This is a genomic window from Candidatus Acidulodesulfobacterium acidiphilum (assembly GCA_008534395.1).
GTDB lineage: Bacteria > SZUA-79 > SZUA-79 > Acidulodesulfobacterales > Acidulodesulfobacteraceae > Acidulodesulfobacterium_A > Acidulodesulfobacterium_A acidiphilum.
Genome location: SHMQ01000007.1, coordinates 74,315 through 87,163 on the forward strand (window position 1 = coordinate 74,315; position 12,849 = coordinate 87,163).

Consider the following 12,849-nt stretch of genomic DNA (forward strand, 5'->3'; position numbering starts at 1 on the left):
TTTATTTAATTTTATTTTAAAACTTTACCGCCTGCTATAACAAAAGAAGATTTGCCTTTAAACTTTTCTCCTATAAAAGGCGAATTTTTACTTAAAGATTTAATTTCTCTTTCGGTAAACTGCCACTTTTTATTTAAATCGACTACCGTAATATCTCCTATATAACCGTTAGAAATCGAACCCCTTCCCGTTAAATTTAAAATTTTAGCAGGATTTAAAGACATAAGCTCCGCAATTCTTATTAAAGAAATTTTGTTATCGTGAAAAAGCCTTAAGGTTAACGGCAATGAAGTTTCTAAACCTATAATTCCAAAAGGAGCGGCATCCAAAGTGTCGTCCTTTTCGTCTTTACTGTGAGGAGCATGATCCGTAGCTATAACGTCTATAGTTCCGTCCTGTATAGCTTCTGTTACGGCTCTTTTATCCATTTCAGTCCTTAAAGGAGGATTCATTTTTGCGTTAGTATTATAATCGAGCAAAGATTCTTCGGTAAGAGAAAAATAATGGGGACAGGTTTCGCAAGTAACTTTTGCCCCTGTTTTTTTTGCCTGTCTTATAATGTTTACGGAACCCGCCGTAGAAACATGCGCAACGTGAAGTTTTACGCCGTAATATCCGGCAAGAATAACGTCTCTTGCGGTGCCTATATCTTCGGCGATACTAGGCATGCCGATAACGCCGAGCCGCTCCGACATAACCCCTTCGTTTATTACGCCTTTGCCGCGCAATTTTATATCTTCGCTGTGCGATATAACGGGTAAATTAAAAGTATCGGCATATAATAACGCCCTGCTCATAAGTGCCGAATCCTCTACCGGATTGCCGTCGTCGCTAAGCGCTATCGCCCCGGCATCTTTAAGTTTTCCTATATCGGCGAGCGAAGCGCCTTTAAGCCCTTTAGAAATAGCGCCTATAGGAAATAAATTTATTAAATCTAAATTTTTTGCCTTGCCTATTAAAAAACTTGTTACCTCTTCCGAATCGTTTGCCGGATTTGTGTTCGGCATACAGCATATAGAGGTAAATCCTCCGGATATTGCCGCCTCCATTCCCGATTTTATCGTTTCTTTATATTCGTAGCCGGGTTCCCTTAAATGAACGTGCATATCTATTAAACCGGGAAAAACTATTAAACCGTCGGCGGATATGGTTTTAACTCCGCCCTTAGCGCCTGTCGGCTTTTTAACCGGCAAATCTTTTATTATTCCGTTTTCTATATAGATATCTCTTTTGACTTCGGTTTTAGTCAAAGGGTCGATAACTATGCCGTTTTTTATTAAAAGTTTATCCATTAAGTTTCTGATATCCTATTAAAATATAAAGACATGCCATTCTTACGGCGACTCCGTTTTCAACTTGTTTAAATATATGGGTTTTATTTTCGTTTATTATACTGCCGGAAATTTCCACGTCTCTGTTTACAGGTCCGGGGTGAAGCACCATAACTTTTTTATCGGCCTTCGACAAAAGCTCAGGCGTCAACCTGAAAAAATTTCTGTATTCTTCTATCGACGGTATAAAATAATAACCTGCTCTTTCTTTCTGTATTCTCAGCATTATTATTACGTCGGCATTTTTAACCGCTTCTTCCATACTTTTCGAAATAAATACTTTGCCGCCGCCGTATTCCGCCATCCTCGGCAAAAGAGAATGCGGAGCATAAAGATAAATTTCGGCGCCTAACTTTGAAAATCCGTAAATATCCGACCGTGCGACTCTTGAGTGATAAATATCTCCGATTATAGCCACTTTAAGAGACTTAAAATCTTTTTTTGCTTCCGCAACCGTCATAATATCCAAAAGACACTGCGTGGGATGCTCGTTTATGCCGTCTCCGGCATTTACGACGGAAGCTTTTGTAATCTTAGATATAAAATGCGCCGCTCCGGATTCTGAATGCCTGATAACAAAAGCATCCGGCTTCATGGCCTCAAGATTAAGCAGAGTATCTTTAAGACTTTCTCCTTTCACGACGGAACTCTGCGAAACTGCAATGCTTAAAGAATCCGCGCTTAGTCTTTTTTGCGCTATCTCAAAAGACGACCTTGTTCTGGTGGACGGTTCGTAAAAAATATTTACTACGGTTTTTCCCCTTAACGTAGGAACTTTTTTTATGTCTTTTAGAGAAATTTTTTTAAATTCTTTTGCGGTTTCGACAAAATAATTAATATCGGATGCCGATAGGTCTTTGATAGTAATGAGGTCTTTTTTTTGAAAGCTCATATTTTTTCGACAAATTTTTTATCGCTTATACTTGTAATATTTACGTTAATTATTTCATTTTTTTCCGCTTTTATTTTCCTGCCTATAAAATCTGGACAAACAGGCAATTCTCTTCCTTCTTTATCGATAAAAGCCGCAAGTTTAATCTTGGCCGGTCTTCCGAAATCGAATATTTCGTCTATGGAAGCCCTGACGGTTCTTCCGCTGCTTATAACGTCGTCGACGAGTAAAATTTCCCTGCCGTTGATATCGAAAGGAAGATCCGTGGAATCGCCGGATTTTTTAACGGCAAACGGGTCGTCCCGATAAAGCGTCATATCTATATAGCCGATTTTACAGTCTATGCCGAACCTGTCTAAGACTGCTTTTTTTATCAAATCGGCCAAAACGATTCCGCCGTTTTTTATGCCTATTATTCCGATATTGCTAAAGTCTAAACCAGAACTTATTATTTTATTTATAAAATCATTAAGAATTAAGTCTGTTTCTTTATCGTCAAAAACTATAACTCCGCTTTTCGACATTAAATTCACCCTAAATTTTTAATTGGACATTCGGGAATTGTCTTAAAAAAACGATGCCAGTATATTTCGAAATGATTTTTAGGATTCCATGAAAAATATATGATAAAAGCCTGACCTATTACGTCTTTATATGGAACAAAACCCCAATATCTCGAATCGAAACTGTTATCCCTGTTATCGCCCATAACAAAAAGTTCATTTTTTGGAACCGTAATAGGGCCATAATTATCCCTTGGCGAATCGTAAGCCGGTAAAATCTTATTGGATGTCCATTTAGCATACTTGCAATTATAAATACGATTATTAATGTATACTTTATTGTTTATTATTTGAATCTTATCGCCCGGCGTACCTATAACTCTTTTAATAAAATCTATACCTGGATGAAGGTTATATTTTTTTGCATAAGGAAATTTAAATACTATTACCTGACCGGTTTTAGGATGCGAAACGGGAATTATATCGCCGGTAAAAGGAATATGGATTCCGTATATAAACTTATTGACCAAAATATGGTCACCCGGTATAAGGGTGGGTTCCATAGAACCCGAAGGTATTTTAAAAGCCTGTACGACGAAAGTTCTAAATAGTAAAGCTATAATTATCGCTATTATTATAGCTTTAAAGTAATCCCATAATGTATGTTTTTTATCGCTCATATAAAATATTTTAATTTTATAAATTATAGCAGTTTTTTTTAATAATGTCTAATATTGCAACATTGTCATCAGACTTTCAATATAGAGAGGAATGCCTCCTGTGGAATTTCGACCGAACCGATATTTTTCATTTTTTTCTTTCCTTCTTTCTGTTTCTCTAAAAGTTTTCTCTTTCTTGTAATATCGCCGCCGTAACATTTGGCTAGCACGTTCTTGCGTAAAGCCTTTATCTCTTCCCTGGCTATAATTTTAGAACCTATTTGCGCCTGAAGAACAACTTCGAACATCTGCCTCGGTATTAAAGTCCTCAGTTTTTCTACTATATTTCTGCCCCTTGCATAGGCTTTGTCCCTGTGCACTATAACCGATAAGGCATCTATCGGGTCTTTATTTACCAATATCTCAAGTTTTATCATATCTGCCGGCCTGTATCCGCTGAATTCGTAATCGAAAGAAGCATACCCTTTAGAAAGAGATTTTAGCTGGTCGTAAAAATCGAGAACTATCTCCGACAGAGGCAATTCATAAACTAACTGGACTCTGGTTTTCGTAATATATTTTAATTCTACCTGTCTTCCTCTTTTTTCTACGCAAAGGTTTATTATTTTCCCGAGATATTCGGAAGGAACATAAATATTTGCCTTAATAAAAGGTTCCTCTATATGTTCGACCTCCTGCATTGAAATATCTTCGGAAGGCGGAAATTTCATGGGATTAAGAGCAGTTTTAACTTCTCCTTTCATTGTTATTATATTATAAAGAACGGTCGGCGACGTAGATATAAGACTTAAACCGTATTCGCGCTCAAGTCTTTCGACTATAATTTCCATATGTAAAAGTCCAAGAAATCCGCATCTAAAACCGAAACCTAAAGCAAGCGAACTTTCGGGCTCGAATGAAAAAGAAGGATCGTTTAATTTTAATTTTTCTATAGAATCCTTAAGCTCGGTATAATCGTCGGAATCTATAGGATAGATGCCTGCAAACACCATAGGTTTAGGTTCTTTAAAATCCGGCAAAGGTTCTTTTGTAGGATTATTTTTAAGGGTTATAGTATCGCCAATTTTAAATCTTCCCGAATCTTTTATATTAGCTATTATAAATCCTACTTCTCCGGCGCTTAAAGCATTAAGCTCTTTCATGAAAGGGCTGTAAACGCCTACTTTTTGCACTTCATATGAAATTTTGGAGTGCATAAGCAGTATGATATCGCCTGGAACGACGGTTCCGTCGAATACCCTTATTAGCGCTATAACGCCCTGATATGAATCAAACCATGAGTCGAAAATGAGCGCCTTTAGAGGTGCGTTCGGGTCTCCGCTTGGATGGGGTATTTTGTCTATAACCGCTTCTAATATCTCTTTAATTCCTATGCCTTCCTTAGCGCTTGCCAAAATTGCGTCTCCGGCTTCCAAACCAACTACTTCTTCAATTTCTTTCTTAGTTTTTTCTGGGTCGGCGCTGGGCAGGTCTATTTTATTTATTACCGGAACTACGGTTAAGTTCATATCCGAAGCAATATAAACGTTTGCTAAAGTCTGCGCTTCAACTCCCTGCGTAGCATCGACTACCAAAAGAGCTCCTTCGCAAGCAGCTAAAGACTTAGACACTTCATAAGAAAAATCTACGTGTCCCGGAGTGTCGATCAGATTAAGCGTATAATCGACCCCGCCGTAATTATATGTAAGCCTCACGGTCTGAGCCTTTATAGTAATGCCTCTTTCCCGCTCAAGTTCCATGTTATCTAAAAACTGCGAAACTTTTTCCCTTTCGGTAATTGCTCCGGTAAAATCTAAAAACCTGTCCGCAAGCGTGGACTTTCCATGGTCGATATGGGCTATTATTGAAAAATTTCTTATTTTTTTTATGTCCATTCGATTTTATAAATTTTATAATATTACGGCCGTAAGCAAAATCGTAAGCCGGGTTCTGTATATGCCGGTCATTTCTCTATGCGAACAACCCGAAGACCGTATAAGACGAGCAGCCTTGGTCTTCCTATTTGTTCTTGCTCCTAACGGGGCTTGCCATAGACATTATTTGCATAATGTCCAAGTGAGCTCTTACCTCGCTATTTCACCCTTACCTCTTTACCGTTACGGTAATTAAGAGGCGGTATATTTTCTGTTGCGCTTTCCTTAAAGTTGCCTTCACCGGTTTAAAACGGCGTTATGCTCTTTGGAGCCCGGACTTTCCTCAAAAAACAAAAAGTTTTTTGCGACCGACCGCTTTTGCTTACGACCGACAAATCATTTTAACAGCTTGATGTTTGTTCGTCAATATCTAACTTTTCTACATTATAATCTATAGCCGAATTTGCTAACTTATCGGCTTTAAAATTAAGCGTTCTCAGGATATGTTTAAATGAGTAAACGGCGTTTAAATTTGCAATTATTTTTTTTGCTTTATTGTAAAGAGGTAAGATATTTGGACTTTTTACCGAATAAACCCCGTTTATCTGATTTACTAAAAGCTGCGAATCGGATAAAAAATTAATATTAAATCTTTCATTCGTATTTGTAAGTTCGACAAGGTATTCCAAGGCTATAATAAGCGCTTTATACTCTGCTTCGTTATTCGTTAAAATACCGAGATACTGTTTAAGAGAAATAGTTTTTTTATTATCTTCGTCTATAATGAAAATTCCAGCCCCTGATTTTCCGGGGTTTCCTCGTGACGCTCCGTCGGTGTAAACCGTTAAATTCATACTCTTGTTTTGCCGGTTTTTTTAGATGTTTTTTGAGAAGGCAAAGATGCTTCCGCAACAGTTTCCTGCGGAACGCTTTCAATGTAAAGAATTCTTGAACAGATTGGACACTGCATAAAAACATTTTCCGATATAAGCTCGTTAAACTGCTGAGGGGGCAGCATTCTGTAGCATCCGGTACAGGCTCCGGACTGCAGTACCGGAGCAATAGCCGGAAATCCTTTTCTTATTTTTATAGTTTCATATATGTCTAAGTAGCTTTTTTTGATTTTGCTCTTTGCGACATCTCTTCTGTTTAAAAAATCCTCTTTTGATAACTCAAATTCTTTCTCTATATTTTTTAATTCGGCATCTTTTGAAGATAAACTAACCTGCAGGTCTTCTGCCTCTTTTTTTATTAAATTCATTTTATCGTTCAAAGCCGTTTGATTTTCCGCCAACATAATTAATTCCCCTTCGGCTTTCTTTTTTAAAGCTTCGGTATCTTTTATGGATTTTTGAAGCGCGTTATATTCTTTATTAGTTTTTATAAGTTTTTGCGTATCTTTCATTTTATTAAGCTTGTCGTCGAAAGTTTGAATTTCTACCTCGGTTCCTGATATTTTTTTATTTAACTCCGTTAAATCTTCATTTAATTTTTCATGCTCCGATTTTTTTAAATTAATTCCGTTCTGCAACTCTTCAATTTCATTATTAATTTTCTTAAGCGATTCCTCAAACTTTAAAAGTTCCAAATCAATATTCTGAATATCCAATATAAAAGAAATTTGTTCGTTCAAAGTTTATCCTCCTTATGTTTATATATTATTTAAATTTATTAAAAGGGCTGTTTTCGTCGTTATTCTCAAAAACCGGAATATTAGAATTAAACTCTTTTTCTATTATATCTTTCGTTATTTCGGTAAAATATTTTTCGGTATCGAAATGGGACATTTCAATCAAGGATATTCCGCTCAAATTTGCCCTGATTGCCGTACTATGTTTTAATTCTGAAGATATCAGAAGATCGCAGCCCGCTTTTATAGCATTGTCTATAAAAGAAAATCCGCTTCCGGATACTACGGCTATTTTTTTTATTTTTTTATTTAATTTACCGCAATAATTTATAAAAACGGGCGAAAAAATGCTATGAATATTTTCCAAAATTTTACCCAGCGTCGCCGCGTTTTTTAAATTACCGACTGCACCCATTCCCGTTTCTTTTCCTCCGAAATCGTATAACGGAAAAATATCGAAAGCGGCCTCTTCGTAAGGATGGACTTTCTTCATTTCTTCTATCGCCTGCTTTATAAATCTTTCTTCTATCAATATTTCTACTTTAGATTCGTCGACGAAAGAAGTTTTTCCGGATTCCCCTATAAACGGGTCTGAGCCGGATAAAGGCTTAAAGGAGCCTTTACCTTTAGTTTCAAAAGAGCAATTTTCATAGTTTCCTATTTTTGGATTTCCGTATTTAAAAAGAGCTTCTCTAACCGCTCTTACATAACCTTTGGGAATAAAAACCGATAATTTATAAAGATTTCTTTTCCCGGATACAAGGGGCATAATTTCCTTTGCCGACAGCTTGTTTATAATATAACGGCTCATAGAATATGCGGAGGAATCGAAATTAGTATGCATAGCATAAACGCAGATTTTATTATTTATTAGAACTTCCGAAAATCTGCCCGACGGAGAGTTTAAGTCTATAAAGGGTAGAGGATGAAAAAAGAGCGGGTGGTGAATTAATATAAGGTTAGAATTGGTTTTAAGCGATAAATCTAAGGACTTTTTAGAAATGTCTAACGATGTTACTATGCCTGTTACCGGCGAATTGGATAATTTTACCTGATAACCCGAATTATCCCAATCTTCCTGCAAATCTGGCGGTATCAGGTTTTCTAATTTATCTACTACATCTTTTATAAATAATGACATTTTTAAAATGGTGGGCCCACCCGGGTTCGAACCAGGGACCAACCGGTTATGAGCCGGCCGCTCTACCAGCTGAGCTATAGGCCCTAAATCCACTACTTTACAAATGTTTTAAGCCTTTTAGAACGGCTCGGATGTCTGAGCTTTCTAAGGGCTTTTGCTTCTATCTGCCTTATTCTTTCTCTTGTAACTCCAAACTCTTGCCCTACTTCTTCTAAGGTATGGTCGGATTTAATTCCTATTCCAAACCTCATGCGTAAAACTTTTTCTTCTCTTTCGGTAAGAGAAGAAAGAACTTTTCCCGTCTGCTCTTCAAGGTCGGAATTTATTGCCGCTTCCAAAGGCAAAACGGTAGTTTTATCTTCAATAAAATCGCCGAGATGCGTATCTTCTTCTTCGCCTATGGGAGTTTCGAGAGAAATAGGCTCTTTTGCAATCTTTAAAACCTTTCTTACTTTATCTATAGGCAAATCCATTCTTTCGGCAATTTCTTCCGGAACAGGCTCTCTTCCAATCTCCTGGACCAAAGCTCTTGAAGTCCTGATTAATTTATTAATGGTTTCTATCATATGAACCGGTATCCTTATAGTCCTTGCCTGATCGGCAATCGCTCTGGTAATAGCCTGTCTTATCCACCAAGTAGCGTATGTAGAAAACTTATAGCCTCTTTGATACTGGAATTTTTCGACCGCTTTCATAAGACCTATATTGCCTTCTTGAATAAGGTCTAAAAATTGAAGCCCTCTATTGGAATATTTTTTTGCTATAGAAACCACGAGCCTCAAATTAGCTTCTACTAATTCGGTTTTTGCCGCTTTAGACTTCTCTTCGCCTATTTTTATAGCTTCGACTATTTTTTTAAGTTCGTTTTTGGATACGCCTACCTCTTTCTCGGAAACTGCAATCTTTGTCTTATACTCGTTTATGAGCTTATTAATGCTTTCTTGGCGTTTATGCTCCTGAGATTTAGACTGTTCTCCGATTTCGTTTTTCTTACTATAAGCGGATTCAAGCTCTTTAATACTTTCTTCGAATTCCAATATTTTGATATTATGATTTTTAAGCCTCATTATAACTTTATCGGATATTTTCTTTTTGAGTCTTAAATCTTTAATGTAACCGAGTATTTTTTTCTTTGATTCCGCCGTTAGATTTTTATGCCCTACCCAAGAAATAGATTTTGAAGAATTATCTGAATCTATATCTTCTATATTATCTTCATCGGATTCTGTTTCGTCCGAACCTTCTTCTCTTAAAGAAATTTTATTTTTCTTTGATTTTTTAGAAACATTTTCGGTCTTAGATTTATCTTCCTTATATTTTACTTCTTTTTTTATTTTTTCAATAATAGATAAAAATCTGCTTTCCGCTTTTTCTATATCCTTCTCGCTTGGAAAGTCGACGTCGTCGAAATCGGAAACTATGCCCGTAATATTTAAATCGCCGTTTTTTAATTTATCTCCTATCGATATAACCCAGCGGATTAAAATATCGGAATTTAAAACGGATGAGAAAATTTCTTCTTCCCCCTCCTCAATGCTTTTCGCAATTTCTATTTCTCTTTCACGAGTAAGCAAAGCTACCGACCCCATCTCTTTTAAATACATCCTTACGGGATCGTTAGTTTTAAGGGATAAATCTTCTTCATCTTCCAATTCGTCGCTAAAAATTTCGTCGTCGGCGAACTTAGAAGAAGACTTGCCGAAAATAGAAGAAGCGTCTCTGCCGATTTCTATATCTTTCTCTCCCAGCATGCTTATTAAATCGTCTATCTGATCGGAAGAAACTATATCCTGAGGTAAAATATCGTTAAATTCGTCGTAGCTTAATCTGCCACCGGAACGTTCTTTGGCTTTCTCTATGCTTTTATTTAAAATTAACGTTTCTATTTCTTTTTCCTTTTTCTGTTTTTTTAAAGTATCCGACGGTTTTTGTTCTTTAACGGTATTATTTTTATCGGCTTTATTATTTGCCTCTGTCTTATTTGCCTTATTTTTATTATTTTTTTTATTTTCTATATTTTTTTTAGTCATATTGTATCAATACCCGCAAATTTTTTTTTGAAACTCTTTAGAGATATATTTCAACCTGTTTAATTCCTGAAATTTGATTACTTTACCTTTTTCGTCTAAATTACCGCTTTTAATTGCCTCTAATATATCTCTGCATATTTTATCTATATTATTAACTTTTAACTTCATAAGAAGTTTCTTAAAATCTTCTCTATTTCCGCTATTTTCCGACATCAAACCTGAATAATAAATCCTTTTCCATTTATCGGCGTTAACGGTTCCCGAAATTATTTCTTCTACCGCACCTTTAATTATTTCTTGACTTGCGCCTTTTTTAACGGCATTTTGAATTTCTTTAATAATATATACGGCATCTTTATCGGAAAATTCAGATATTATATCATCGCTTATATACTCTGTCAATACCAAATTGCAAAATATCTTGCTTACGATAATATCTTCAATGCCCATATCCTCTTTTATTGAAATTTCGTAGGCAGTATCTAAACTATAATCCGTGTTTCCGGTTCCAATCCAGCTTTTATTCGATTCAATATACCTTCTTATTACGTTTTCGTTTAAACCGAGTTTATTTGCAAGTATATTTACGTAATGCGAAAATATAATATTATTACCGATTTTTTTAAAGTAAGGTACGACGTCTTTTATGACGGATATCTTGCTTTTTAATCTGCTTTCCTCGTTATTTTTAATTATACCGCTTTTTTTGTTTTTTTCAACATAATAGTCTATCGCAAATTCTACCGGAGGTTTTTTGCTTTCGTTAATTAATTTTATAAGGTTTTCGCTTCCGAATTTTCGCACGTAAGTATCAGGATCTTCTCCGCCGCTAAGACAGGCGGCGTAAATATTCTTATCGGAGCTGTCCATGAACTCCCTGAATAATTCCATTCCTCTATTGATTGCATTTATTCCGGCTTTATCACCGTCATAAAGCAAAACAATTTCATCGCACAATCTCGATAAACTTGAAATATGGTTTTTTGAAAGAGCGGTGCCCATAGTAGCTACGATATTTTTAATACCGTTTGCGTAAAGCGTTATCATATCGAAATAACCTTCTACTACTATAACGGCATTTTCTTTTTTAATAAAAGGAAGGGCTTTGTCTAAACCGTAAAGGGTATTATTTTTTACGAAAATTTCGGAATTATTTGTGTTAATGTATTTTGGAAAGTTATTAGATAACTGATCTCGTTCCCGCGTGATAATTCTGGAAGCCAGCGCTATCGGCTCGCCTGTTCTGTCCATTATGGGAATAATTAATTTATTGACGAATCTGTCGGCATAAACCTTATTGTAATCGTCTTTTTTAACCAAAAGCCCCATATCCGCCGCAATATCAAGATCTGCTTTAACGCTTTTAAGCAGTGCGGTTAAGCCGTTTCCAAAACCTGCATATCCTAATTTAAAATCCTTTGCAACATCTACGTTTATACCTCTTTCGTTAAGATAATTCATTATATGCCGGCTGTTAGAAATATAGACGAAAAGATTTTCGTAATAAAAATTAACTGCAAGATTTATTATTTTTTTAACCGGATTTTCCGCTTGGGAGGAGCTGTCGGTTTTGCGAAATTTTGTATATTCGACGGGAATATTATATTTATTTTTAAGATAATCGACGATGTCGGAAAAAGAATCTCCCCTAATTTCTTTAAGGAAAGTTATAACGTTGCCTCCCTTGCCGCACCCGAAACAGTAGTATAATCCTTTTGTCTCGTTAACGCTGAAAGAAGGCGTCTTCTCTGAGTGAAACGGGCATAAGCCCGTATAATTCCTACCTGTTTTTTTTAGTTTAACGAAGCCTGATATTTCTTCTACGATATTAACGTAAGACAATACGGTTTCTATATTTTTATCCATAACTTCTTAATTATACAATATATAAACCTAAAACAATTTAATACGGCGATTGAAAATTTAATAGAATCTGTTCAGATACGGGGATAAAAATTTGCCGGTTTTTAAAAAATAAGGGATAAAGCTTTTCGATTTATAACTATTTAAAGTTTTAGCGGTTATTGGAATGGAAAAAAGAAAATATAAAATTAAACTCAGCAATAAAAAAGTTTTAATTCCGGCAAAAAAAAACCGCCCATTCTGTTGTAAAATCCTAATTTTACTAAATCTATAATTTTTGTAAGTGTGAACGATATTAATGCAAAAATTATTAAGATTAATAAAAAAACAGCCGCAAAAACCGCTATTTTTCCATATTCTTGGTTGTTAAACCGCTGCGCGATATTGCTTAAATAATAAGAATCGTAATATTTTGAAGTTACGTAAGACGCTCCGTAATACGCAAAAAAAACCCCGAGTATAGATATAGCCTCTTTTATAAAACCTCTAAAAAAACCTCTTATCATAATAATGATAAAAAAGACCAAAAAGGCTATATCCAAATAACTCATAGATTTTATCAGTAAATTATTAATAATTGAAATAATTTTTTTTGGAATTTCTTTTTCTGGAAGCTGCCGCTTTTTTCTTTCTTTTCACGCTCGGTTTTTCGTAATGCTCTCTTTTTCTGATTTCAGAAAGAATGCCTGCTCTTTCGCAAGATTTTTTGAATCTTCTCAAAGCATTTTCGAACGATTCGTTTTCTTTAATTTTTACGATTGACAAAACCTAATTTCGCCTCCTTTTTTTTTTAATATTAAGGTATCGGAATTCAATTCCGGTACCTTCACAACTTTATTACAACTTTGCCCTTATATAGTATCTTACATTTTTTATTAATTTGCAACTATTTTTGTTTGCGGTTATTTTTTTCGTCGAGACCGGAT

The 12,849-nt window shown here is 35.5% G+C and carries 12 protein-coding genes, 1 tRNA gene and 1 other RNA gene; all 14 read right to left on the reverse strand.

The window, feature by feature from the left end; translation table 11 throughout:
• Nucleotides 1–11: 11 nt before the first annotated feature.
• On the reverse strand, nucleotides 12–1,292 hold the full coding sequence (locus EVJ48_04070; protein ID RZV39694.1) for a dihydroorotase: 1,281 nt from the start codon (nucleotides 1,290–1,292) through the stop codon (nucleotides 12–14).
• Nucleotides 1,285–2,223, reverse strand: coding sequence for an aspartate carbamoyltransferase catalytic subunit (locus tag EVJ48_04075; GenBank protein ID RZV39695.1), 939 nt, complete (start codon nucleotides 2,221–2,223; stop codon nucleotides 1,285–1,287). Before EVJ48_04075 ends, EVJ48_04070 begins: the two co-directional genes overlap by 8 nt.
• Complete coding sequence (pyrR, locus tag EVJ48_04080) at nucleotides 2,220–2,747, reverse strand: bifunctional pyr operon transcriptional regulator/uracil phosphoribosyltransferase PyrR (GenBank protein ID RZV39696.1); 528 nt, start codon at nucleotides 2,745–2,747, stop codon at nucleotides 2,220–2,222. The genes EVJ48_04075 and pyrR overlap by 4 nt, the downstream gene beginning before the upstream one ends.
• A gap of 5 nt (nucleotides 2,748–2,752) precedes the next feature.
• Nucleotides 2,753–3,406, reverse strand: coding sequence for a signal peptidase I (gene lepB, locus EVJ48_04085; GenBank protein ID RZV39697.1), 654 nt, complete (start codon nucleotides 3,404–3,406; stop codon nucleotides 2,753–2,755).
• A 68-nt stretch (nucleotides 3,407–3,474) separates the two neighbouring features.
• A complete protein-coding gene (locus EVJ48_04090) occupies nucleotides 3,475–5,280 on the reverse strand; it encodes an elongation factor 4 (GenBank protein ID RZV39698.1) in 1,806 nt (601 codons plus the stop codon).
• A gap of 28 nt (nucleotides 5,281–5,308) precedes the next feature.
• An RNA gene (gene rnpB, locus EVJ48_04095) (RNase P RNA component class A) lies at nucleotides 5,309–5,644 on the reverse strand.
• Nucleotides 5,645–5,660: 16 nt separating this feature from the next.
• Nucleotides 5,661–6,113, reverse strand: a complete 453-nt coding sequence (locus EVJ48_04100; GenBank protein RZV39699.1) for a ribonuclease HI family protein — start codon at nucleotides 6,111–6,113, stop codon at nucleotides 5,661–5,663.
• Nucleotides 6,110–6,892, reverse strand: a complete 783-nt coding sequence (locus tag EVJ48_04105; GenBank protein RZV39700.1) for a hypothetical protein — start codon at nucleotides 6,890–6,892, stop codon at nucleotides 6,110–6,112. The genes EVJ48_04100 and EVJ48_04105 overlap by 4 nt, the downstream gene beginning before the upstream one ends.
• A gap of 25 nt (nucleotides 6,893–6,917) precedes the next feature.
• A complete protein-coding gene (locus EVJ48_04110) occupies nucleotides 6,918–8,030 on the reverse strand; it encodes a Nif3-like dinuclear metal center hexameric protein (GenBank protein ID RZV39701.1) in 1,113 nt (370 codons plus the stop codon).
• Between the two features lie 8 nt (nucleotides 8,031–8,038).
• Nucleotides 8,039–8,114: transfer RNA gene (locus EVJ48_04115), tRNA-Met, on the reverse strand.
• Nucleotides 8,115–8,122: 8 nt separating this feature from the next.
• On the reverse strand, nucleotides 8,123–10,060 hold the full coding sequence (gene rpoD / locus EVJ48_04120; protein RZV39702.1) for an RNA polymerase sigma factor RpoD: 1,938 nt from the start codon (nucleotides 10,058–10,060) through the stop codon (nucleotides 8,123–8,125).
• A 6-nt stretch (nucleotides 10,061–10,066) separates the two neighbouring features.
• Nucleotides 10,067–11,926: a DNA primase gene (gene dnaG, locus EVJ48_04125; GenBank protein RZV39703.1), complete on the reverse strand. Its 1,860-nt coding sequence runs from the start codon at nucleotides 11,924–11,926 to the stop codon at nucleotides 10,067–10,069.
• A 191-nt stretch (nucleotides 11,927–12,117) separates the two neighbouring features.
• On the reverse strand, nucleotides 12,118–12,474 hold the full coding sequence (locus tag EVJ48_04130; GenBank protein ID RZV39704.1) for a CvpA family protein: 357 nt from the start codon (nucleotides 12,472–12,474) through the stop codon (nucleotides 12,118–12,120).
• A 19-nt stretch (nucleotides 12,475–12,493) separates the two neighbouring features.
• The gene (locus tag EVJ48_04135; GenBank protein ID RZV39705.1) at nucleotides 12,494–12,688 is read right to left on the reverse strand and encodes a 30S ribosomal protein S21; all 195 of its coding nucleotides are present in this window, start codon (nucleotides 12,686–12,688) and stop codon (nucleotides 12,494–12,496) included.
• Nucleotides 12,689–12,849: the final 161 nt, after the last annotated feature.

Bases quoted from the DNA above. Each gene is read 5' to 3' on its own strand.
- rpoD (RZV39702.1), bottom strand. From the start codon at position 10,060: ATGACTAAAAAAAATATAGAAAATAAAAAAAATAATAAAAATAAGGCA.
- EVJ48_04110 (RZV39701.1), bottom strand. From the start codon at position 8,030: ATGTCATTATTTATAAAAGATGTAGTAGATAAATTAGAAAACCTGATA.
- dnaG (RZV39703.1), bottom strand. From the start codon at position 11,926: ATGGATAAAAATATAGAAACCGTATTGTCTTACGTTAATATCGTAGAA.
- EVJ48_04075 (RZV39695.1), bottom strand. From the start codon at position 2,223: ATGAGCTTTCAAAAAAAAGACCTCATTACTATCAAAGACCTATCGGCA.
- lepB (RZV39697.1), bottom strand. From the start codon at position 3,406: ATGAGCGATAAAAAACATACATTATGGGATTACTTTAAAGCTATAATA.
- EVJ48_04090 (RZV39698.1), bottom strand. From the start codon at position 5,280: ATGGACATAAAAAAAATAAGAAATTTTTCAATAATAGCCCATATCGAC.
- pyrR (RZV39696.1), bottom strand. From the start codon at position 2,747: ATGTCGAAAAGCGGAGTTATAGTTTTTGACGATAAAGAAACAGACTTA.
- EVJ48_04100 (RZV39699.1), bottom strand. From the start codon at position 6,113: ATGAATTTAACGGTTTACACCGACGGAGCGTCACGAGGAAACCCCGGA.
- EVJ48_04130 (RZV39704.1), bottom strand. From the start codon at position 12,474: ATGAGTTATTTGGATATAGCCTTTTTGGTCTTTTTTATCATTATTATG.
- EVJ48_04070 (RZV39694.1), bottom strand. From the start codon at position 1,292: ATGGATAAACTTTTAATAAAAAACGGCATAGTTATCGACCCTTTGACT.